The 19,963-nt window shown below is 48.1% G+C and carries 24 protein-coding genes; 10 read left to right on the top strand and 14 right to left on the bottom strand.

The window, feature by feature from the left end:
- Window positions 1–3: 3 nt before the first annotated feature.
- On the bottom strand, window positions 4–1,104 hold the full coding sequence (locus tag N5910_RS01865) for a DUF362 domain-containing protein (RefSeq protein WP_261599706.1): 1,101 nt from the start codon (window positions 1,102–1,104) through the stop codon (window positions 4–6).
- Between the two features lie 94 nt (window positions 1,105–1,198).
- Between N5910_RS01865 and N5910_RS01860 the strand changes: the two genes are divergently transcribed.
- Window positions 1,199–1,603 carry a ferritin-like domain-containing protein gene (locus tag N5910_RS01860; protein ID WP_074358488.1) on the top strand — a complete coding sequence of 135 codons (405 nt, stop codon included), beginning with the start codon at window positions 1,199–1,201 and terminating at the stop codon, window positions 1,601–1,603.
- A 52-nt stretch (window positions 1,604–1,655) separates the two neighbouring features.
- Here the strand turns inward: N5910_RS01860 and N5910_RS01855 are convergent, their stop codons facing one another.
- The 6 genes from N5910_RS01855 to N5910_RS01830 all read right to left on the bottom strand — a co-directional run bounded on the left by N5910_RS01855 (window position 1,656) and on the right by N5910_RS01830 (window position 4,192).
- On the bottom strand, window positions 1,656–1,781 hold the full coding sequence (locus N5910_RS01855) for a hypothetical protein (protein ID WP_261599705.1): 126 nt from the start codon (window positions 1,779–1,781) through the stop codon (window positions 1,656–1,658).
- 33 nt (window positions 1,782–1,814) lie between these two features.
- A complete protein-coding gene (locus N5910_RS01850) occupies window positions 1,815–2,099 on the bottom strand; it encodes an HIT family protein (RefSeq protein WP_261599704.1) in 285 nt (94 codons plus the stop codon).
- On the bottom strand, window positions 2,089–2,361 hold the full coding sequence (locus tag N5910_RS01845) for a hypothetical protein (RefSeq protein WP_191216365.1): 273 nt from the start codon (window positions 2,359–2,361) through the stop codon (window positions 2,089–2,091). The genes N5910_RS01850 and N5910_RS01845 overlap by 11 nt, the downstream gene beginning before the upstream one ends.
- Before the next feature lie 104 nt (window positions 2,362–2,465).
- Window positions 2,466–2,744 (bottom strand): DUF5750 family protein, encoded by a 279-nt coding sequence (locus tag N5910_RS01840; protein WP_074358485.1) that lies wholly within the window; start codon window positions 2,742–2,744, stop codon window positions 2,466–2,468.
- A 110-nt stretch (window positions 2,745–2,854) separates the two neighbouring features.
- Window positions 2,855–3,811 (bottom strand): alpha/beta fold hydrolase, encoded by a 957-nt coding sequence (locus tag N5910_RS01835; RefSeq protein ID WP_084531126.1) that lies wholly within the window; start codon window positions 3,809–3,811, stop codon window positions 2,855–2,857.
- 150 nt (window positions 3,812–3,961) lie between these two features.
- Window positions 3,962–4,192 carry a ferredoxin gene (locus N5910_RS01830; protein WP_261599703.1) on the bottom strand — a complete coding sequence of 77 codons (231 nt, stop codon included), beginning with the start codon at window positions 4,190–4,192 and terminating at the stop codon, window positions 3,962–3,964.
- A gap of 137 nt (window positions 4,193–4,329) precedes the next feature.
- Here N5910_RS01830 and N5910_RS01825 point away from each other — a divergent pair, with 137 nt between their 5' ends.
- A complete protein-coding gene (locus N5910_RS01825) occupies window positions 4,330–4,641 on the top strand; it encodes a hypothetical protein (RefSeq protein WP_238337952.1) in 312 nt (103 codons plus the stop codon).
- A 30-nt stretch (window positions 4,642–4,671) separates the two neighbouring features.
- Here the strand turns inward: N5910_RS01825 and N5910_RS01820 are convergent, their stop codons facing one another.
- The gene (locus tag N5910_RS01820) at window positions 4,672–6,069 is read right to left on the bottom strand and encodes a M48 family metallopeptidase (RefSeq protein WP_074358482.1); all 1,398 of its coding nucleotides are present in this window, start codon (window positions 6,067–6,069) and stop codon (window positions 4,672–4,674) included.
- 273 nt (window positions 6,070–6,342) lie between these two features.
- Here N5910_RS01820 and nucS point away from each other — a divergent pair, with 273 nt between their 5' ends.
- Entirely contained in the window at window positions 6,343–7,095 is a 753-nt protein-coding gene (gene nucS / locus N5910_RS01815; protein ID WP_261599702.1) for an endonuclease NucS, read from the top strand.
- A 12-nt stretch (window positions 7,096–7,107) separates the two neighbouring features.
- On the opposite strand, the gene N5910_RS01810 is transcribed toward nucS, so the two are convergent.
- Together N5910_RS01810 and N5910_RS01805 are read right to left on the bottom strand one after the other, a co-directional pair.
- On the bottom strand, window positions 7,108–8,136 hold the full coding sequence (locus N5910_RS01810; RefSeq protein ID WP_238337951.1) for a vWA domain-containing protein: 1,029 nt from the start codon (window positions 8,134–8,136) through the stop codon (window positions 7,108–7,110).
- 77 nt (window positions 8,137–8,213) lie between these two features.
- The gene (locus N5910_RS01805; RefSeq protein ID WP_370518340.1) at window positions 8,214–9,074 is read right to left on the bottom strand and encodes an AAA family ATPase; all 861 of its coding nucleotides are present in this window, start codon (window positions 9,072–9,074) and stop codon (window positions 8,214–8,216) included.
- Window positions 9,075–9,407: 333 nt separating this feature from the next.
- Between N5910_RS01805 and N5910_RS01800 the strand changes: the two genes are divergently transcribed.
- From N5910_RS01800 to cruF, 4 genes are read left to right on the top strand one after another with little or no spacing between them, the layout of a single operon-like run.
- The gene (locus N5910_RS01800; protein WP_191216364.1) at window positions 9,408–9,959 is read left to right on the top strand and encodes a manganese efflux pump MntP; all 552 of its coding nucleotides are present in this window, start codon (window positions 9,408–9,410) and stop codon (window positions 9,957–9,959) included.
- Window positions 9,960–10,011: 52 nt separating this feature from the next.
- The gene (locus N5910_RS01795; RefSeq protein ID WP_191216565.1) at window positions 10,012–10,824 is read left to right on the top strand and encodes a carbon-nitrogen hydrolase family protein; all 813 of its coding nucleotides are present in this window, start codon (window positions 10,012–10,014) and stop codon (window positions 10,822–10,824) included.
- Window positions 10,793–10,993 (top strand): hypothetical protein, encoded by a 201-nt coding sequence (locus N5910_RS01790; RefSeq protein ID WP_261599701.1) that lies wholly within the window; start codon window positions 10,793–10,795, stop codon window positions 10,991–10,993. The genes N5910_RS01795 and N5910_RS01790 overlap by 32 nt, the downstream gene beginning before the upstream one ends.
- The gene (gene cruF, locus N5910_RS01785; RefSeq protein ID WP_261599700.1) at window positions 10,969–11,538 is read left to right on the top strand and encodes a bisanhydrobacterioruberin hydratase CruF; all 570 of its coding nucleotides are present in this window, start codon (window positions 10,969–10,971) and stop codon (window positions 11,536–11,538) included. The genes N5910_RS01790 and cruF overlap by 25 nt, the downstream gene beginning before the upstream one ends.
- A gap of 33 nt (window positions 11,539–11,571) precedes the next feature.
- Here cruF and N5910_RS01780 read toward each other — a convergent pair whose 3' ends face one another.
- From N5910_RS01780 to N5910_RS01765, 4 genes are all read right to left on the bottom strand, one after another.
- Entirely contained in the window at window positions 11,572–12,462 is an 891-nt protein-coding gene (locus tag N5910_RS01780) for a prenyltransferase (RefSeq protein ID WP_261599699.1), read from the bottom strand.
- 9 nt (window positions 12,463–12,471) lie between these two features.
- On the bottom strand, window positions 12,472–13,317 hold the full coding sequence (locus N5910_RS01775) for a phytoene/squalene synthase family protein (protein WP_261599698.1): 846 nt from the start codon (window positions 13,315–13,317) through the stop codon (window positions 12,472–12,474).
- A 31-nt stretch (window positions 13,318–13,348) separates the two neighbouring features.
- Complete coding sequence (locus tag N5910_RS01770) at window positions 13,349–14,836, bottom strand: phytoene desaturase family protein (protein ID WP_261599697.1); 1,488 nt, start codon at window positions 14,834–14,836, stop codon at window positions 13,349–13,351.
- Between the two features lie 172 nt (window positions 14,837–15,008).
- Window positions 15,009–15,557 carry a HEAT repeat domain-containing protein gene (locus N5910_RS01765; RefSeq protein ID WP_261599696.1) on the bottom strand — a complete coding sequence of 183 codons (549 nt, stop codon included), beginning with the start codon at window positions 15,555–15,557 and terminating at the stop codon, window positions 15,009–15,011.
- Between the two features lie 98 nt (window positions 15,558–15,655).
- Between N5910_RS01765 and N5910_RS01760 the strand changes: the two genes are divergently transcribed.
- Genes N5910_RS01760 through N5910_RS01750 form a run of 3 tightly spaced genes read left to right on the top strand, consistent with a single transcriptional unit; the run spans window position 15,656 to window position 19,952 of the window.
- Window positions 15,656–16,576: a prenyltransferase gene (locus tag N5910_RS01760; RefSeq protein WP_074358474.1), complete on the top strand. Its 921-nt coding sequence runs from the start codon at window positions 15,656–15,658 to the stop codon at window positions 16,574–16,576.
- Complete coding sequence (locus N5910_RS01755) at window positions 16,573–17,316, top strand: metallophosphoesterase (protein ID WP_074358473.1); 744 nt, start codon at window positions 16,573–16,575, stop codon at window positions 17,314–17,316. Before N5910_RS01760 ends, N5910_RS01755 begins: the two co-directional genes overlap by 4 nt.
- Window positions 17,317–17,363: 47 nt before the next feature.
- Complete coding sequence (locus N5910_RS01750) at window positions 17,364–19,952, top strand: ATP-dependent helicase (protein WP_074358472.1); 2,589 nt, start codon at window positions 17,364–17,366, stop codon at window positions 19,950–19,952.
- Window positions 19,953–19,963: the final 11 nt, after the last annotated feature.

Raw genomic sequence — 19,963 nt, 5'->3', positions numbered from 1 at the left:
AAACTACACACGAATCAACCTGTAATCCATCACACCAAGACCCAGCCCCTCAGCATACCTCAGCTGAAGGGTTCCATCAACATCACCCCAGACACCCCTGAACTTGTCCTCACCCACACCATGGTTCTTCTCAAGGAGCGAGTTCCTGTGACCTGGCTGCTGATTCACCAGGTTATAGCTTGCCGTGTCAATGGCTACAGGGTCCCTTGATGCCAGTATACCGATATCCGGGACTATGCTCTGGTCGCTCCAGGGTACGCAGTCGCAGTCTGGTGTTATGTTCATGAGGAAGTTCATATAACATATCCTGTCCCCCTTAAGGGCTGCTGCACCCATGGCATACTCCATCATCCGTTCAATGAACTCTGGTATATCCTTTTCCCAGTCAAGGTCAAATACCTGGTTTTCACAGGTGTCAAGGCAGTTCATGCATGCTATGCACCTTTCATAGTCTATCCTGACGCCATCCTCAAGGCACACTGCATCCACCGGACACTCCATGATGCAGGCCCCGCAGGAGGTGCAGTCACCCCTAATGATGGGCTTTGCACATTCATGCTGTTCCATCTTCCCCTCAATGGTGGCGCAGCCCATTGCAAGGTTCTTCAGTGCCCCTCCAAAGCCACTCATCCCGTGACCCTTGAAGTGGGAGACCACCACCATCCCAGAAGCATCATGTATGTCACCTGCAATCTTAACCTCACTGAAGTGTTTTCCATCCACCCTGACTGTTCTCTGGTTTTTCCCGTGCAGTCCATCTGCTATTATGATCGGTGCACCGGAAACAGCATAATCAAAGCCGTTTAGTATCGCTGTTTCAAGGTGATGGACCGAGTTGTGTCTGGATCCATAGTAGAGAGTGTTGGTGTCGGTTAAAAAAACACTGGCCCCTGACTCCCTGATCTTCTCAACAATGTATCTTACAAGGACCGGGCTCACAAAGGAATCATTACCCCTTTCACCGAAGTGCACCTTAACCGCAACCACATCATCCTCTGAGAATACATCACCGAAGGCCGTATCAAAGAGTCTCTGTATCTTCATCCCCCTGTTCTCATCCCGTGACCTTGCCCTGAAATCAGAAAAATAAACATCTGCTGTCATCCAACCACCTTTAAATCTTCTTTTTTCATGGATTAATATGTTTTCTCTGAAATTATAAATATCGAAAGCAGCAAAGTTATTATGGTGATGTATCATGGACCCGGAAGAAATAATAGAACTTCTGAATAGGGACTTCAGGCACGAACTTGAAGCTACAATGCTCTACACCTACAATTCCTTTGTCATTGAGGACTGTGATATAAGCCGTCTCACAGAGGCCATCGCGGTTGATGAGATGAGGCACATGTGGTGGCTTGCGGATCTCATAACAAAGAGGGGTGGCAGACCCTCAATGGAGACTGGTGAGATAGAGTACATAGGTGAAGACATAAAGGCAGGCCTTGAAAAACAGATAGAGAAGGAAACTGAGGGGATTGAAGAATACGAGAGGCAGATAGCCATAATAGATGATGAAGAGGTTGTGGGTGTGCTGAAGCACATTGTTGATGAGGAGAAAAGGCACAGGAAGGAGTTCAGGGAAAGAATAGCAAAACTATGAAGTCCCTGCCATGGTGGCTTCAGCCAACACAAATCTATCCCTTTTTTTATACCTATTCCACCTTTATGTGCTTAAGGATCCTTGACTTTATCTCCTCACGTGTCTCATCAGAGACATTCCTGGGGGGCCTCGGCCTCATATACCCGAAGAATGGGTCGTCAAAGGTTTCACCGTTCACGACGACCTCCCTCCTGTAGCGGGGTATGAAGTGTCAGTGGAGGTGGGGTGGGGGTGTGTTCTCACGGTAAAAGGTGTTAAGGAGAACGCCCCAGTTGAACATTGTGGCCCCAAATTCCCTTCTGACTGCATATTCAAGTTCAGATATTATTTCAAGCATCTCATCCCATTCTGGTTTCCCCAGGTTTCCAAGGAACCTTTCATTTCTTTTAAGGGCAACCACGCATGTCCCGAGGTTGCTCTGGTTAGGTGCAAGGAATATTATCCAGTGCCTCCTCTGGTAGATGATGTCTCCGAATTCATATTCCTCAAAAACCATCCAGGACCCGCCCCCTGATGAAATCTGATAATTCAAGACGGATGGACTCTCCCAGCTCATCCACGGTTTCATCCTCCCATGGCTCCATGATCCTGAAGGAAGCTTTAACCGTTATCCTATCCTTGGAAAAGGAAAATGAGTAATCCTTAAACCGTTCTCTCAGTAAATTATAAATCTTCAGGGTTTCAGGGCCTGTTAGAAGGGTTAATACGATTTTACACCGGTCACCGGACCTCTCTGTTTTCATTGATTCAATCTTCATACCAACACAACCCGGGGGCTCCCTCCCAGTCACCGGTGATTCAATCCTCACACCATAAAACCATGCCGGCCTCCACCGGCACGCCTCAACCCCATATACCGGATTCAGTCCTCAAGGAGGCTTGAGAGGAAAACCGTCATCTCAATCTCCTCCCTGGCAATGAAATCATCCATACGGACCTTTGCCTCCTCAGAGCCGAAGGGGAAGTATTCCTTCTGGTAGAACACCGTTACCATGAGGTCGCCATCATCAATTTCAGTGTCCTCTTCAAGTCTTTCAATGAGTTTCTCCATGAGTTCATCGTCAAGCCCAGATACACGGTACCTCACGTAATTCATGCATGCACCTTCATCGAAGCCAAAATCCTCAACCTTAACCTTCAAAACCTAACACCACCTATGATTATATGAGACTCACCACTGCCCGGCATACTGGTTGCATCCGAACTGTCCAGTGAAACCTCCCATTAGGGAATCACGGGATCCTCAGAAAATTATTCGCTTCCTATAAATTCCCTTATAACCTCCCCGTACTTCCATATCTCATTTATTCCAAGATGGCCATATTCTGAATCGAATATAACCAGTTCTGAGTCGGGTATGAGTTCTGCCATTGGAACCGTTTCAAGTTCCGGTGGGAAGTACTGGTCCTGTCTGATCCCGAATATCAGGGTTTTCGCCCTTATCCTGTGGAGCTGTCCCGTAAGGTCATGGCCCATGGCGGCCCTGTTCCTCCATACAACATCATATGGGTCCATCTGCAGCCCTTCAAGGCCCATATCATCCATTGCATGATCTATCTCCCTGTTTTCAAGGCCCTGATAGTATTCCCTTGAGAGGCCATAGAGATACATGAACATGGATGCAAGTGAAAGGGCCCTCTCGGGTTTCTCACCCGCCATATACACTGGGTCCTCCTCAATGATGCGGTTCATGTAGCTGAAGACTGCGTAGTTGATCCCCCTCACCCTGTAAGATGTTACAAGGGGTATGAGGAACTCCATCTCATCGGGGTATGAAACGGCCCACTGGAGGGCCTGGAAACCACCCATCGATGTCCCTATGATCCCCTTAAGCCTTTTTATTCCAAATTTATCCCTTATGAACTTTCTCTGAAAATTCACCATGTCGAGGATGGTGTAATCAGGGAATTTATCCCCCAGTGAAGTTGTGGATGGGGATGCCGAACCCGGGGAGCCCAGGGAGCTCGCCGATATTATGAAATAATCTTCAAGGACGCCTCCATGTTCAATGAGTCCTTCAATCCTCCTTACAGATGCAAAGTCGCCGCTCCATCCATGAATGTAGATTAAAGCATTATTTATGGAGCCATCATCATCAAATGAGGGTTCTCCTATTGTTTTATATTCAAAAACAGCGTCAGTGATCCTTTTTCCTGATTCAAACCTGAATTCATCCATTGAGAAGTATGATGGCTGAGTTTCTTCCATTCTATCATCCATTGTTCAGTTTTTAAGAATATTATGATAACGTCATGGGCAGGGCCGCATGCGCTTTGAACGCAATGTAAAACTGTTTTAAGCATATTATGATAACGTCAGAGAGGGTGCACGGGGATGATGCAGGGCCCTGGGGCTCCATCATACAAGCTCCTCACCATCCCTGTATAATTTTATACACATAACAGGACAGTTACTGGCTGCTTTTTCACTGCAGAGGGGATCCTCCAGTTCCCTTATCTGAGTATCGGAGGCTTCAGCCCCGATGATTGATGAGATTCCATCATAACCGAACTCAAAGAGTTCAGGGCAGCTGTCAATACAGTTACCGCAGAATATACACATTGTCCTATCAAGTTCGAGCCTGTACATGCTGTCACCCCAAGCTTCAGTAATTGATTATATGGGGGAGCGGTAGTAAATACTTAATCTATAAGATGATTTATCATGTGAAAGGAGGATCTTATATTTTATCGAGAAATGAAGCCCTGGAGCTGCAGGATAAACTGGTGATAATCTACAAGGCTATGCAGCAGATGAAGTCCTTTGAAAAATTTTTTGGATCATATGAAGGTCAGAAGAATGAATTTATCCAGGAACTGATGAAGCATGAAGGGATAAATGACCTGCTGAGGGAATCCATCCTTGAACTCGAAAAGATCATAAGACTGGATGACCCTGCAGCCGAAGAGTACCGGAGCCTCTTTGATTACATTTTAAACCGGGAATCAGTTGAGTTCAAGTGCATGAGGTACGGGATAAAGGGCCCTGAGGATATAGGCCTCCGTGACATCGAAGCGGTGATCTCAAGGGTGAAGTAGGTGTTGCTGAGACCGCCGCACCGGTGGGGCCTATAAAAACATCCACCTGATGGAGTCCCTGAATCCCCTTATAACATCTCCTGCGGACCTCAGAAGGGGGCTTTTAATATCGGTGCAGTCCCTGAGGTTCTCCAGCCTCTTTATCCGGAAGTATATCGGAGGGTGAGGGTCCCAGGCGGTCCAGCCCCTTATTCTCTGGGAGCCCATCCTCTCCATCACAAGTTTCTGGTATCCTATCTTCCTGAGGGCCCCTGCAAGTACTTCAGGTCTGCCTATAACCATTGCCGAGAGCAGATCAGCCCTTGCCTCAAAGAACTTTGCCACGAAGAATATGAGGCCCATTGCAAAGATGATGTAGATGATGGGTGATATGATAACCAGTGGAAGAAGTACGGTGAGTCTCAGTATGAACTCAAGAGACACTATGCTAAAGAGTATGAGCGAGTCACGCCCCTTAAGGTGTCCCATTTCATGGCCGATGACTGCAAGTATTTCCTCATCATCCAGCTGGACTATAAGCCCAGTTGTTACAAGTACAAGGCCCCTACCAGGGCTTGGGCCCGTGGCTGCGGCGTTGGGTACCATGGTGTTAGATACAACTATCCTGGGTGTGGGTATCCTGAATTTTCTGGCTGCTTCATCAACAATACCGTAGAGGTTCACGGTCCTTGACCTCTCCTGGAGGGGGTTGCATCTGAAACCATGTTTTCCCAGCACATCCCTTGCAACATCACAGGTTGGTGGCTTCTTATATGCCAGTGACCTGCTGTAGATTTTCCTCTTTATCTGCACGATGGCATCCTCACCCATGGTCTTTATGAAGAATCTGAACTCATCCTCTGGTAGCTGGAACTGGATGACATGCACGTAGGGGTTTTCACGTGTAACCGTCCATTCACCCATCCTTGCATATAATTTATCTGATGAGAGTATGATCCCCAGCTGCAGGAGTAGTATGGCGATTACAGCGTATATCCCCAGCAGCAGGAAAAGGAATATGTTGATGCCGAAGAACATTATGTAAAGAAGGAGGAGGCTGCTCCCGAATATGCTCTTTGACGCCATCCTCCTGGTTGAGGGTGGCTTTTCAGGGATTATCTCCTCCCCCTCAACCCAGGCAAAGTATATGGTGTGCTGGCGCATGTTTTCCTCAAAGACCTGGATTGATGTGAATATATCCTCATATATCCCCTCTGCTTCAGCCTCAAGGTCCGGGGGGTACTCGAGTACAAGCCTGAAGTTTTCGCCCGGGATTATCTCACCCCGCACCCCTTTCCCCTTAATCAGGGCACTGAATACTATCCGGTCCCCGGATCTCCGGGTTTCCAGGAAATCCCCTGGAAGAAAATAGTACCTGTATATGAAATCAAGGAGGTCAGTGTAATATGCCGGGGAGAGCTCTGTCCCTATAACAAACTCCTTTATCATGATAACCCTATCTCCCGAGGAATGGAATGGCACAGTATCTCATAGGGTCTATGAGCATTCTGAATCCCTCCTATGAGACCATAATATAGGTTATCCCTTGAAGTACTAATAGTTTTAGAAGATCTAGAAGAAAATATAATCCCGAAGCCATAAACTTCTCCCTCCAAAAATCTAATAAAAGAAAGTCAAAATGAAAACCATAAAGACCCCCACCTAATAAAATAAAGTCAAAATGAAAAAAGAGAAGACGTAACCCCAGAAGAAGTGAATCCTATGAAGTGTCAGGTTTTTGAAAATCCATCCCCCAAGAAGGCCTACAGGGTTATTGAGGAAGGCATAAGGAAGAGGGTGCTTATCGTGATACTTGCATGCTGCAGTGCATCCTATGAGGGCCGTGCCAGGAGCCGGCTTGAACCTGGAGAGCGTTTGATCGTCATAAAACCGGATGGGACCTTCATGATACACCAGGACCGTAAGGTGGACCCGGTGAACTGGCAGCCCCCCAGATCAAGATGCAGGAGCTACATGAAGGGGGGGAAGCTATACCTTGAAAGTATAAGGAGGTCCCCTGAGGAGCGCCTTGAAGTCGAGATCCATGAAGCCCACCTGGTATCCTGCTACACTGCAAGGGACCGGCATGAACTTGAGGTGGCTGGACATGAAAGGGATATGGGTGATATGATAATGGAGCATCCCCACCTGATTGAGAAGGGTTTCAGGCCGGTTGCCAGGGAATACTCCACGGATGCCGGTTTTATAGATATCCTCGGGAAGGATGAGAATGGTTCCCTGGTCATAATTGAACTTAAAAGCAGGAAAGCCGGTGTGAGTGCGGTTAAACAGCTCAAAAGGTACCTTGATGAATTCCGGGATGACAGGAGGGGTGTCAGGGGCATGCTTGTAGCACCATCAATAACCCATGATGCTATGGAGATGCTGGAGGATGAGGGCCTGGAGTTCAGGTCCCTTGAACCCCCCAGGGAGCTCCGTTCAGCCAGGGGAGTCACCCTGGATAACTTCAGCTGATCCATCATATGCCTATAGTTTCTCTATGGCCTCTGCAAGCTGCCTGAGTGTCCTGACCTCCTTTATGGTTGCCCCGGCATCCCTGTAAAGGGATACGCAGCTATCAACAGCATCCCACTTTTTTGAGGGTTCAGGGTTGAGTATAAGCACCCTTCTGGCCCCTTCAGCCATCTCAGAAATTAACCCCTGGCTTTCAGGGACACCATTCCTTTTTGGGCCGGCCCAGTCACGGCAGTCAGAGAGTATCACTATATATGATCTCCCTGTGAAGCTGACGTTCTCAAGGAACTCCCTGAAGGCCGTGTACATGTTTGATGTGCCGTGGAGCATCAGGTTCCTGGCCCTTGATTCCCTGAGGTTCCTGAAGGCATCGTAAAGGTCTTCTTCGTCAAGGAGGTGGGTTGTCTCAACGATCTTGCTGTCAAAGTCAAAGAATCTTGACCTGTAGAAGGTTTTCTGTGCAGCATAGACTATGCAGAAGAACCAGTTACTTATCCAGTCGCATGAACCGCTAACATCACTGAGGAATATGTGCTGACTTTTCCTCTCCCTTGGCTCTGACCTTAGGAGCTCGATGAGGGTGCCTCCATGCTTCAGGTTCCTGCGTATGCTCCTCCTGATATCCGGCCGCGTCCTCTTTGACTGTCTGAGCCTCCTTGACCTTCGGTTTGCGATTTTAATCCCTAATCTGCGGCAGAGTTCAAATATTTCAGGGTCAAATGCGTCCAGGGTGGACATATCCCTGTCGATTATGTTCCTCTCATCACCCCTGAGGTCAATTATTTCCTCAATCTCGGGTTTAAGTTCATTAAAATCATCAAGGATTAGGGATTCCCCTTCCTTTCCATTGATATCGCCGTCGGGTGCCTGGATAATCTCAGTGGAATCCTCACCTGATTCCAGGGGTTCATCCTTCCCTGCTGTCCCGAACACCTCCCCATATGCTTCCATGAATGCATCGGCGTGCCTCATATCCTTAACATAAACAGAGAAGAGGGCCTCCCTGAGTTCATCACGCCCCCGGAACATCCTGTATGCCATGAAAGCATCTTTAGTGCTTCTTATACTGACAGGGACGTTTTTATCCCTTAGTATATTTGAAAAACGGATTATTTCATTCATTTTTCTTTTATTCCTGATTTTAAGAGGTCCCTTACCTTATCTCCATCGGATCTGTTCTTCACGATCACACCAAGGGTTTCCTCAAGGGTCTCATCATCGATATGCTCCCTTCCGAGTGACATGAGGGTTTTAACCCAGTCAACAGTAGCCCTGATGGACGGCTTCTTTATGATGCTGAGCCTTCTAACCCTGTTTATAAAGTAAACTGCCTCCTCAAGTATTCCCATGGGCACTGATGGAACATGGGCCTTCACTATCTCCATCTCCCTCTCAGGGGACGGGTAGTCTATGTAGAGGTAGAGGCATCTGTCCCTTGTTTCATCAAGGAGGTTCCTCTGGGAGTTGGATGTTAAAAACACCATTATATCATTTTTAAGGTCAAAGGTTCCAAGGTCATTGACCGTTATCTGCTTTTCACCCAGTGCCTGGAGCAGGAAACTCTCAACCTCCTCATCGGCCTTGTCTATCTCATCTATCAGTATCAGTGAGGGTTTATCATTGATGAAAGCCGAGAGAAGTGGTCTCTTTATGAAGTACTCCTCACCAAAAACATCCTCCTCATAGCCACCCAGACGTGACTTCTCAAGGCTCAGGAGCTGTTTCTGATAGTTCCACTCCCCAACGATCTGCTCAAAGGTTATCCCCTCATAGCACTGTATCCTGAAAAAGTCCCTTCCAAGGGCCTCTGCCGTTTTTCTGGCAAGAAGTGTTTTACCTGTCCCTGGAGGACCCTCCACAAGTACCGGTTTTTTAAGTTCCAGTGAGAGGAATAGTGTTATAAGTATTTCCCTGTCAGGTATGTATCCTGAGTTTCTGAGGGCTGATTCAAGTTCTTTTATTCTTCCTGATGGATCCATTTTCATCACACATCTATCCTCAGACTAATTCTTTGTTTGAAGGTCTAATAAACATTGATGAAGAGTTTCCTTCAGGGTATGGTGAGAGGGGAAGCCCGGATTCTTCTCTCCTCTGGAACCTTCAGCGCCTGGAAAGAGTATCCTGATTCCACTAAAGCTGAGGAATAGGTTATTAAGACAGTATATCCTATAAGGATACATGCCCATAAGATGTGTATATGTGGCCTTGTCCTAGCACCTATGGGATTCTCATGAAGTGAATGTAAAACTTTCTTCAAATATGGAATCTCATTAAAAGTAAATATTCGTTCACAGAATTAAAGCAGTGATAGAATGGACATCCTGTCAATGGTATTTCTTGGAATTGGACTTGGAATGGATGTATTCAGTGTCTCGGTAAGCAGGGGAGTCATCACCCATGAATCAGGAGTCAACTATACCCTGATATCCGCACTATCCTTTGGCATATTCCAGGCCGGTATGCCTGTCCTTGGATGGTTATCAGGACTTGAAATCCAGGCCATTGTATCAGCATTCGCACCATGGATTGCGTTCCTTCTGCTCCTCATAATCGGTTTGAAGATGATATACGAAAGCTTCATGCTTGAGGAGGATGAATTCGAGTTCAATTACCGTGAACTCTTCATTCTGTCCATTGCAACAAGTATAGATGCCTTTGCTGTTGGTGTGAGCTTCGCGCTCCTCGACCTCTCCATATGGCTCCCTGTCCTGATAATAGGGGTCCTGAGCTTCATCATGTCCATTGGGGGGAGTTATCTGGGTGAGAGGATAGGGCATATCTTTGAGAACCGGACCGAGGCCCTTGGAGGCGTCATCCTCATAATCATAGGTTTGAAGATACTTCTTGAGAACACCGCGCTCTGATAATCATGAAAGCTACGGGGAGGTGTTTGATATTAAAATCGGGATCTGCCAGATGCTTGTAACTGAAGATAAGTATGGGAACATTGAAAGGGCATCTTCAATGGTGCGGGAAGCCGCCGGTATGGGGGCTGACCTTGTGGTGCTCCCTGAAATGTTCATATGCCCCTATGACACCATGAGGTTTGCCGTGTATGCTGAAGATGAAAATGGACCCGCCGTAGGTGCCATGGGGGTCCTTGCAGAGGAACTCGGTGTTTACATAGTGGCGGGTTCAATTCCTGAAAAGACACCCGAGGGAGTGTACAACACATCATTCATCATTGATGATGCTGGAAATATCGCCGGGAGGCACAGGAAGGTTCATCTCTTTGATATCGATGTTCCAGGAGAGATAACCTTCAGGGAGTCAGAGAGCCTCCTTGCCGGTGACGGTGCAACCGTGATAGACACCCCCCACGGTAGGGTGGGGGTCGGTATATGCTATGATATCCGTTTCCCGGAACTTTCAAGGATGATGGTCCTTGAAGGAGCAGAGATACTCATATTCCCCGGGGCCTTCAATATGACAACGGGCCCGGCCCACTGGGAACTCCTTATAAGGTCGAGGGCCCTTGACAACCAGTGCTACTGTGTTGGGGTCTCTCAGGCAAGGAACCCTGATGCATGTTATGTCGCCTATGGCCACTCAATGGTGGCCGACCCCTGGGGAGGTGTTGTCCTTGAGGCCGATGAAGGGGAGGGTGTTTTCACCCTTGACCTGGAAATGGAACTCATTGATAAAACAAGGAGGGAGCTTCCCATTCTAAGGAACCGCAGACCTGAAATCTACAGGGGTGATTCTGCTGCCAGGAAAACTGAATCTTAAATCGGCCGTTATCCTCTTTACAGGGTTAATCCTTGCCACAGTATCCTACTTTGTTGTTAATGTTAACATCTCAGGGTATTCCATCATATCGGTTCTTTTTATCATGGCCCTTGCAGTTCCATCCTTCCTTGCCATCTCAGGGGGATGGATGGTCGTGGCGTCATTCTGATACTTATACTCGGGGTTTATGCAATTGTACTTGAAACTATCGCCATAATAACGGGTTTTCCATACTCAGGGTTCCATTATACTGGCATTATAGGTTTAAAGTTATTGGGGTACACGCCCTTCACGGTCCCCTTTGCATGGCTTCCAATCTTCCTTGGCTGCGCATACCTTGCAAAGGAATCTGTTGATGGGCTCCCAGGATTCCTTCTTCTGACGGCCGTCCTTGCTGTTCTCTGTGACATGGTGATAGACCCCATGGCGGTGGCCCTCCGTTTCTGGGTCTGGGACAATCCCGGTATATTCTACGGGGTGCCCCTGCAGAACTTTGCAGGGTGGCTCCTGACCGGATTCCTGGCGGCTTTAATACTCCTGGCCGTGCTCAGGGATGGTTTCAGGGAAATGCCAGAGGGTTCTGTTTCAAGCCTCTACCTCATAATGTGTTTCTGGACAGCCGCATCCCTCTTCACCGGCCTTGAAGTCCCCTTCATAACCGGAACCGTCATCATCACCCTCATACTCTACAGGACGGGGCTCAGACTATGGTAGTCATATGGGGACCCTGCTGATGTTCCTGATACCCTATATCCAGTGGAAGACCCTATTATTTATAAGTGCCAGGAATAGGAGGCCTCCGAGTGAAGTGTTGATGTAGGGGAGGTACCAGTAAATCCTTTCAATCCTTATCCTCTCAGATAGAAGGACTGAAAGAGGGAACAGTGGATACAGGAATACCAGGAAACTTAAGGGATGGAAATCCGTGAGGTGTACCGTCAGAAGGGATAGTATAATCCAGAAGAATGCTGAGAGTCCAAGGGCCTTCCTCCTCCCTATGAAGACAGGTGTGGTTATGATGCCGGTTTCAGAATCATATTCTGTGTCAGGGACTGCAGAGAAGATGTGCATCGCAGCTATATGGCAGAACCCTGCAACTAACAGATTTAAATCGGGTAATGATCCTGTCACCAGGTTATAACCGAATATCCCTGGCATTATGTAGAGGTAATTGGATGAGAAGTCAAGGAAAGGCTTCTCCTTGAACCTCAGGGGCGGTGCACTGTAGAAGTAGGAGAGGAAAAGGAAGCCCAGGAATATCAGTGCCTCCTCGGGTGTCTGGGATAACATGAGAACCGCGCTGAGGACCGCCACGGCTGCCAGTGAGATGAGCAGTTTCCTTCTCTCAAAGGACTCGAGCATGTGCTCCATGGTTCCCTTCTTTGGATTCAGGCAGTCTGTCTCCTCATCCCAGCAGTCATTCACACCGTAGATGAAGATGTTCGCCGGCAGGAAGAAATAAATGAGGTATACATAGTAAGAGGGGGCCAGGAAATCCATGAACCCGTATGCACCCAGCGTGTACCCTATAACATATGTTCCACCGGTGTAAATCCAGAAACGCGGCCTTGATACTCTTAAGATGAATTTGAAGGTGTCAGTGACACCTCCATGCCCTTGAGACCCTTGGATGACCATTTGATCACTTCAGCCCCTGTGGGTCACGGGTATGATGCGGAACATGTTGGTGATCGCCCCCGAGACTATCCTTCCCTTTGATGGCTTGACCTTCCTTTCATAGACCGTTAGGGGGTTCATTTCTATGACACGGGCCGTCCAGAGGTACATGTCCGCTGCGGTCTTTATCGGCAGAAGATAACGGTAGGGTATGTATGAATAGCCCTTCTCTGCGGTGCTCTGCCACTCCCTGTATATCCCTATCTGGGCCCTGAGGAATGATATGAAGTTATCCTTCTTTCCCATCACCTCCCCGTACTCCAGGCTTTCAAGGTCAAATCTTTCAAGTTCCTCCCTGGGGAAATAAAGTCTTCCAAGCTGGAGGTCCTCTGAAATATCCCTTATGAAGTTAACATACTGCATGGCCCTTCCAAGGTACCTTGCATAGGGATAGGAATCTTCATCCAGTCCCATTATCCGGGCCATAAAAAGCCCGACAACCTCGGATGATCCGAAGAGATACTCATCAAGGTCCTTCATTGTACCGTAGTCCGAAACGGTTATATCCATCTCCATGGACTTGAGGAATGCGTCTGTCCATTCCCTCCTGAATGATTTCCTTGCTGATAGCTCTGAAAATGAGTCAACAACTATGTCCCCTGTCCTCTCACCTGACATGGCCGTCCTGTATCGTTCAACAAAGGAATAGAACCCCTCGGTATCCTGGGGTATGGCATCAACGTAGTCATCAGCCTTTCTTAAAAAACTGTAGAGGATGAAGACATCCCTTCTAACATCCCCCGGGAAGAAAAGGGTGCTGTAGAAGTATGTTTTACTTCCCCTCTTGAATATCGAATAAATCCTGTCATCAACCAATTTTCCATCACCTGCATCATGGCATGATTCTTTATTTGGCCTTAATATCCTCCAGTTCATCCTGGATCTCCCTGCACACTATCTGGGAGGATATGAGTGTCATCGGGACCCCTATACCTGGATGGGTGTACTGTCCTGTGTAGTAGAGGTTCTTAACCTTCCTGCTCTTATGTGAAGGCCTCCAGAGTGCTGTCTGTCTAAGTGTATGTGACAGGCCAAGGGCTGTGCCTCTGTATGCGTTGTAGCGCTCCCTGAAGTCATTTATGGCGAATATTCTCTTAACAACCACGTGTTCCCTTATATTTTCACCTATCTTCTCCTCAAGGTCGTCCATTATGTTACTGTAGAGCCTCTCCCTGAGTTCTGGTGTGTCCTCCATTCCAGGGGCAAGGGGGACCAGTATAAAGAGGGTGTCAGAGCCTTCAGGTGCTGCCGTTGTGTCGGTCCTTGAGGGTACATTGACATAGTATGATGGTTTCTCTGGCCAGGCAGCCTTTTCTGGATCAAAGACCTGCTGAAACTTCTCTGCCCAGTCCTTCTCAAGGAAGAGGTTATGGTGCTCCAGGCTGTCAAAGACACGATCAACACCGAGATAAGCCACAAAGGCGGATGGTGCGAGGACCCTTGATTTCCAGTAATCCTCATCATAGGTGCGGTGGGGTTTATCAAGGAGTTCAAGTTCACTGTGGGGGTAATCGGCGTTCACAACTACAGCATCTGCTTCATAGATGTTTTTATCGGTTATAACCGAGATTGCCCTTCCATCGGTGACCTCTATCCGTTTAACTTCCTCGTTGAAATGGAATCTGGCGCCATGTGCAAGGGCCAGTTCATATATGGAAGCCGCAACCCGTCTTATACCGCCTTCAGGGTAGAAGACCCCCATTGTCATGTCGATGTGTGACATTATATGGTACATGGATGGTGTGTTCTGGGGGGCGCTTCCAAGGAACCCTATGGAGTACTGGAGGATCTTACGGGCCTCCTCACTTTCAAAGCGGCGGCTGACGAAGTGTTCAAGGGACTCCAGTATGTTGAGCCTCAGGCCCTGCAGGAGAAGTTTTCCGTTGAGTAAATCAAGGATTGACCTGTAATCCCTGTACAGCATCTTCTTTACAACGGATTCATAGAGTTTCCCTGCTGATTCCAGGTAATCCCTGAGTTTTTCAGCCCCTCTCTCCTCAAAGCTATCGAAGAGCTCATAATTTTTTTCAATATCGGCTGATATGCTGACGGTCTTCTCATTATCAAAGAACACCTTATAGGAGGGATCCAGCCTTTTAAGTTCAAAGAAGTCCTCCGGCTTCTTTCCGAACTCCTCAAAGAAGCTCTGGAATATATCTGGCATGAGGTACCATGATGGACCCATATCAAATGTGAAGCCGCCTTCACTGTATACGCTTGCACGGCCCCCGGGACCCTCATTCTTTTCTATAACCGTGACACTGAAATCCTTCTTTGCAAGGAGGGCTGCTGCAGATAACCCTCCAAATCCGGATCCTACAATTATGGCTTCCATGATAACCCCCCATTCATAAGTCTACTGTTAATATATTATCCTTAAAAATTATGAACCTTTATACTTTATGGAAATGTTCGAAGCCGTCAATTTCCATGAGCTCTGCCGATCCCTATGAGGGATTATCATGAAAAAATCAGTTATTGAGGAAAATTAATTGAAAACAGTCCATTCAGGACTGTATCTTTTTAAGGGATTTATTGGCGGCCTTCTTAAAGTCCTTATCCCCCTTTCTCCGGGCCTTTTTAATGGGTTCTATTGCCCTTTCATCCCCTAGATCGCCGAGGGAGCGGACAGCTGCCAGTTTAACGCCCCAGTCCTCATCCTCAAGGGCCCTTATAAGGGGTTCGACGGCCCTTTTATCTCCGAGTTCGCCGAGGGACCTTGCAGCGACCTTCCTCACACCCCAGTCCTCATCCTCAAGGGCCTCTATGAAGTGGTCGGTTACACGGGGGTCGCCTATCCTTTTAAGGGCGAATGTGGCGTATCTCCTCACATCACCTTCACGGGTGTCCATCACATCGATAAGTCTCTGCAGGGCTATCTCCCCAAATCCTCCGAGTCTTTCAGCCGCCCTGAACCTCACAGGATGGCTTTCATCATCAAGAAGGTCTACAAGTAGCTCCACTGATTCTTCAGAGGGTTTGAGTTCATCGATGAATCTGATCTTTTCCCCTGAATCCATTGAGTTCAGTTTCTCCTTCATCTTCTCATAATCCATTGGACCACCTGACTTCATCCGGTTAAATGGGTCGAACCGTTACCTGTGTTACCATCATGTGGTAATCTTTTATTCCACAAGGAATATAAAAATCATGTATGGGTCAGGTAGCCGAGGTAATAAAACTTGGAAGGTTTCCATTCCTTGGGGCCGGTTTAATCCTCTACGCGGCAGGAGGGCTCCTTGCAGGTGTCCAGACAGGTCAGTTTTCCATTGAAAGGTTTATTATGGGCTATGCAATTGTGATGCCCGCCCACCTCTCTGTATCCTACAGTAACGATTACTATGACTTTGAAAATGATAATCCAGATGCTGTTACATCCTACACAGGTGGTAGCGGTGTCCTGCAGAGGCACCCTGAGCTCAGGGGCTTTGCAAGGAATTTTGCAGTCACCCTCATAATGCTCTCAGTTTCCATATCGGTCCTCTACGCCTCAGTTTATGGTAATGCTATTGTAGTCCTCCTGGCGGTTCTTGGAAACCTCCTGGGATGGTTTTACAGTGCCCCGCCAATTAAACTTTCATACAGGGGGCTCGGGGAGATTGCGACCTCACTTACAGGATTCATATTCCCGGGTATGGGCTATGCTGTAATATCAGGGGGCCTGGATACTTCCCTCCTTCTCTTCTCCATATCATTGATGCTCCTTCAGATGGTGTTCATAGTAAACGTTGAGATCCCTGATCTACGGGAGGACCTTGAAGGTGGTAAAAGGACCCTTCCTGTGAGGATCGGTGTGGATGGTTCAAGGAGGATCATGGTGCTCTCTGCATCTGCAGCAACCCTTCTCTTCGGACTCCTTGAGTTTTCACCCAGATTCGCTGAGAGCATCAATTTTCTCATAATGGCACTCCTCTCACTTATGGTTACCGTCCCCTGCCTCCACGCCTTCCTTTCAGGGTCAGATACAAGGGATGATATTGTCAGGAAATCTGAAATCGTTATGAATTCACTTGTGGCCTTCGGAATCCTCAACACCCTCTATCTCATCTCCATAATGGCTGGTGTGATTCAATGAAGGGCTTCCCCCTCGATGACGGACTTGAAATATTTGACCTTTCACTCCTCATCGATGACACCATGGTCATCGCTGACCTTCACCTTGGCTATGAACAGTACCTTAACCAGCAGGGAGTCATGGTTCCCTCATTCCAGTTCAGGAAGATAATTGAACGGATAGACCTTATACAGGACATCTCAGGGGCCGCTGAGATTGTTATAAACGGTGACCTCAAGCATGAATTCGGTAAGCTCAGCCGGCAGGAAAACCGTGAAATAGCCAGGACCCTCGACCACCTCCAGGGAAACTTCAGGAAGATAACGCTCATAAAGGGGAACCATGACCCCCTGATACCCCACATACCCCACACCAGCAACATCAGGATCCTTGAAACCCTTGAAATTTCGGGTTTCCTTTTAACCCACGGCCATATAATACCCGAACCTGTAGGAGGGGATACCGTGATAATTGGACATGAGCATCCATGTGTGGGTCTCAGGAGCGGTGAGAGGATTGAGAAGATCAAGTGCTTCCTCAAGGGCCCCTTCAGGGACAAGGGGCTTGTTGTCATGCCATCATTCAATTTTGTGACCGAGGGCTCGGATATACTCCATGAAGCAATCCTTTCACCATTCCTGAGGGAAGCCGGTATCCAGGACTTTCTTGTGTACGGTGTGGAGGACTTTGAGGTCTTTGAGTTTGGAACCGTCAGAGATCTCATGGAGTTCACAGCATCCGAAAACAGGCCCTCTCTCTGATTGAAGGACTCCTGAAAACTTCATGCACATGAGAACATGGTGATCCCTTGATAGAGAAACAGAAGAAAAAATACAGTTCAGAGGAGATTCATTCCATACTGCACCCATGGGTGAGTGAATGGTTCAGGAGGAGCTTCAAAGACTTTACAGAGGCCCAGAAGTACGCTATAATGGACATACACAGGGGCAGGAATGTCCTTGTATCATCTCCGACGGGTTCAGGGAAGACACTGACCGCTTTCCTTTCAATAATCAGTGAGCTCACATCCCTTGCAGAATCAGGAGAACTTGAGGACAGCGTCTACTGCATATACATTTCACCCCTCAAGGCCCTTGACAATGATATTGAGAGGAACCTTGAGGAGCCCCTCAGGGCAATCAGGGAGATTGCAGAGGAGAATGGGAAAAGCCTTGATATCAGGAAGGCGGTGAGGACCGGGGATACCAGGCCCTATGAACGTTCAAGGATGCTTGCAAAGCCGCCCCACATCCTCATAACAACGCCGGAGACCCTCTCAATACTTCTCGTTGCTCCAAGATTCCGTGAAAAACTCTCAACTGTCCGTTATGTTATTGTGGATGAGATACATGCCCTTGCAGACAATAAGAGGGGTGTTCATCTATCACTTAGCCTTGAAAGGCTCCAGCACCTTGTGGGGGACTTCACCAGGATAGGTCTCTCCGCAACCGTCCATCCCCTTGAAAGGGTTGCAGGGTTCCTTGTGGGTTACAGCTATGGTAGGGAGAGGGACTGCCTCATAGTCGACGTTAACTACCTCAAGGAACTGGACATTGAACTCATATGCCCCGTTGATGACATGGTTGCAGCAGACCCTGAGGAGATAGGTAACGGCCTCTACGACATACTCCACGACCTCATAATGGAGCACAGGACAACCCTGATATTCACAAACACAAGGAGCGGTACCGAAAGCGTTGTCTATAACCTTAAGAGCCGCTTCCCCGACACCTACAATGATGAGAATGTCATGGCCCACCATTCATCCCTTTCAAGGGAACACCGTCTTGAAACCGAGGAGAAACTCAAGAAGGGCCAGTTAAGGGCGGTTGTGTCCTCAACATCCCTTGAACTCGGGATAGACATAGGATACATTGACCTTGTGGTGCTTCTGAGTTCACCCAAGTCTGTTTCAAGGGCCCTTCAGAGGATAGGCAGGAGCGGTCACCAGCTCCATGAAAAATCAAAGGGGCGTATAGTGGTTGTGGACAGGGACGATCTTGTTGAATGTTCACTCATACTCAAAAACGCCATTGAGGGGAAAATTGACTCCATAAGGATCCCTGAGAACTGCCTGGATGTCCTCTCCCAGCATATATACGGTATGGCCATTGAAAACCCCTGGGACATTGACCACGCCCTTGATGTTATAAGGAACAGTTACTGCTACCGCAACCTTGATAGGGATGACTATCTCTCTGTCCTGAGTTACCTTGCAGGGGAGTACGTTGAGCTTGAGGAACGCTACGTCTATGCCAAGATATGGATTGACCGTGAGAAGAACCAGTTCGGTAAACGCGGTAAGCTTGCAAGGATGCTCTACTCAACCAACATTGGAACCATACCTGACCGGAGCTCCGCTGTTGTCAAGTGCGGGGGAAGGGTTGTTGGGAGGATTGAAGAGGAGTTCATGGAGAAGCTCAGGAAGGGCGATACCTTCGTCCTTGGGGGTAAAATCTACAGGTTCAACTATGCAAGGGGTATGACCGTGAATGTAACCCCCGCGTCGGGTCCTCCAACGATACCATCCTGGTTCTCTGAGCAGCTACCCCTATCCTTTGACCTTGCGGTTGATATTCAGAGGTTCAGGGATATAATGGATGGTAAGTTCCAGTATGGCCACTCAAGGAGTGAGATAATCGAGTTTATAAGGGGTTACCTCCACGTGGATGAGACTGCCGCAGGGGCCATCTACCAGTACTTCCATGAGCAGTACCACTATGCCGGGATACCCAGCATCAGGAAGCTGCTCGTTGAATACTACACCGGCTTTGGTGGCAGGAAGTTCCTTGTATTCCACAGCCTCTTCGGCAGGAGGGTGAACGATGCACTCTCAAGGGCCGTCGCATACCTCATTGCGGAACGCTACCGGAGGGATGTTATGATATCCATATCAGACAATGGATTCTATCTCAGCTCCGAAGGTAAGATGGGTGGGCTTGAATCCTTCATGGACCTTGAACCTGAAAACCTTAGGGATGTCCTTAAAAAGGCCCTGGACAGGACAGAAACCCTTGCAAGCAGGTTCAGGCACTGCGCTGGCCGGGCCCTCATGATACTCCGGAGGTACAAGGGTGAGGAGAAATCCGTTGGAAGGCAGCAGGTGCGGGGGAAGATCCTTCTGAAATTCGTGAGTGAACTTGATGACAGGTTCCCCATACTTGAGGAGGCCCGGCGGGAGGTTATGGAGGATTATATGGACCTTGAGAATGCCATGAAGGTCCTTGAATGGATTAAAAATGGTGAAATGGAGATTAAACAGATAAACACAAGGATACCCTCTCCCTTTGCCTTCAATCTTGTTGCCCAGGGTTACCTTGATGTGCTCAAGTACGAGGACCGTATCGAATTCATAAGGAGAATGCATCAGGCCATAAGGGATGAGATAAAGAAGTAACCCCCTGATCC

It is taken from the genome of Methanothermobacter wolfeii (assembly GCF_025397995.1).
Lineage (GTDB): Archaea > Methanobacteriota > Methanobacteria > Methanobacteriales > Methanothermobacteraceae > Methanothermobacter > Methanothermobacter wolfei.
The sequence above is the reverse complement of the archived record's forward strand: the minus strand, read 5'-3'. Positions and strand labels throughout refer to the sequence as shown.

Excerpts from the sequence above, each read along its gene's own strand:
- N5910_RS01795 (WP_191216565.1), top strand. The coding sequence starts at position 10,012 with ATGCTTGTAACTGAAGATAAGTATGGGAACATTGAAAGGGCATCTTCA.
- N5910_RS01820 (WP_074358482.1), bottom strand. The coding sequence starts at position 6,069 with ATGATAAAGGAGTTTGTTATAGGGACAGAGCTCTCCCCGGCATATTAC.
- N5910_RS01765 (WP_261599696.1), bottom strand. The coding sequence starts at position 15,557 with ATGGATTATGAGAAGATGAAGGAGAAACTGAACTCAATGGATTCAGGG.
- N5910_RS01760 (WP_074358474.1), top strand. The coding sequence starts at position 15,656 with ATGGGTCAGGTAGCCGAGGTAATAAAACTTGGAAGGTTTCCATTCCTT.
- N5910_RS01770 (WP_261599697.1), bottom strand. The coding sequence starts at position 14,836 with ATGGAAGCCATAATTGTAGGATCCGGATTTGGAGGGTTATCTGCAGCA.
- N5910_RS01810 (WP_238337951.1), bottom strand. The coding sequence starts at position 8,136 with ATGGCATACAGGATGTTCCGGGGGCGTGATGAACTCAGGGAGGCCCTC.
- N5910_RS01865 (WP_261599706.1), bottom strand. The coding sequence starts at position 1,104 with ATGACAGCAGATGTTTATTTTTCTGATTTCAGGGCAAGGTCACGGGAT.
- nucS (WP_261599702.1), top strand. The coding sequence starts at position 6,343 with ATGAAGTGTCAGGTTTTTGAAAATCCATCCCCCAAGAAGGCCTACAGG.
- N5910_RS01780 (WP_261599699.1), bottom strand. The coding sequence starts at position 12,462 with ATGGTCATCCAAGGGTCTCAAGGGCATGGAGGTGTCACTGACACCTTC.
- N5910_RS01755 (WP_074358473.1), top strand. The coding sequence starts at position 16,573 with ATGAAGGGCTTCCCCCTCGATGACGGACTTGAAATATTTGACCTTTCA.
- N5910_RS01830 (WP_261599703.1), bottom strand. The coding sequence starts at position 4,192 with ATGTACAGGCTCGAACTTGATAGGACAATGTGTATATTCTGCGGTAAC.
- N5910_RS01850 (WP_261599704.1), bottom strand. The coding sequence starts at position 2,099 with ATGGTTTTTGAGGAATATGAATTCGGAGACATCATCTACCAGAGGAGG.
- N5910_RS01800 (WP_191216364.1), top strand. The coding sequence starts at position 9,408 with ATGGACATCCTGTCAATGGTATTTCTTGGAATTGGACTTGGAATGGAT.
- N5910_RS01805 (WP_370518340.1), bottom strand. The coding sequence starts at position 9,074 with ATGGATCCATCAGGAAGAATAAAAGAACTTGAATCAGCCCTCAGAAAC.
- cruF (WP_261599700.1), top strand. The coding sequence starts at position 10,969 with ATGGATGGTCGTGGCGTCATTCTGATACTTATACTCGGGGTTTATGCA.
- N5910_RS01860 (WP_074358488.1), top strand. The coding sequence starts at position 1,199 with ATGGACCCGGAAGAAATAATAGAACTTCTGAATAGGGACTTCAGGCAC.
- N5910_RS01835 (WP_084531126.1), bottom strand. The coding sequence starts at position 3,811 with ATGGAAGAAACTCAGCCATCATACTTCTCAATGGATGAATTCAGGTTT.
- N5910_RS01845 (WP_191216365.1), bottom strand. The coding sequence starts at position 2,361 with ATGAAGATTGAATCAATGAAAACAGAGAGGTCCGGTGACCGGTGTAAA.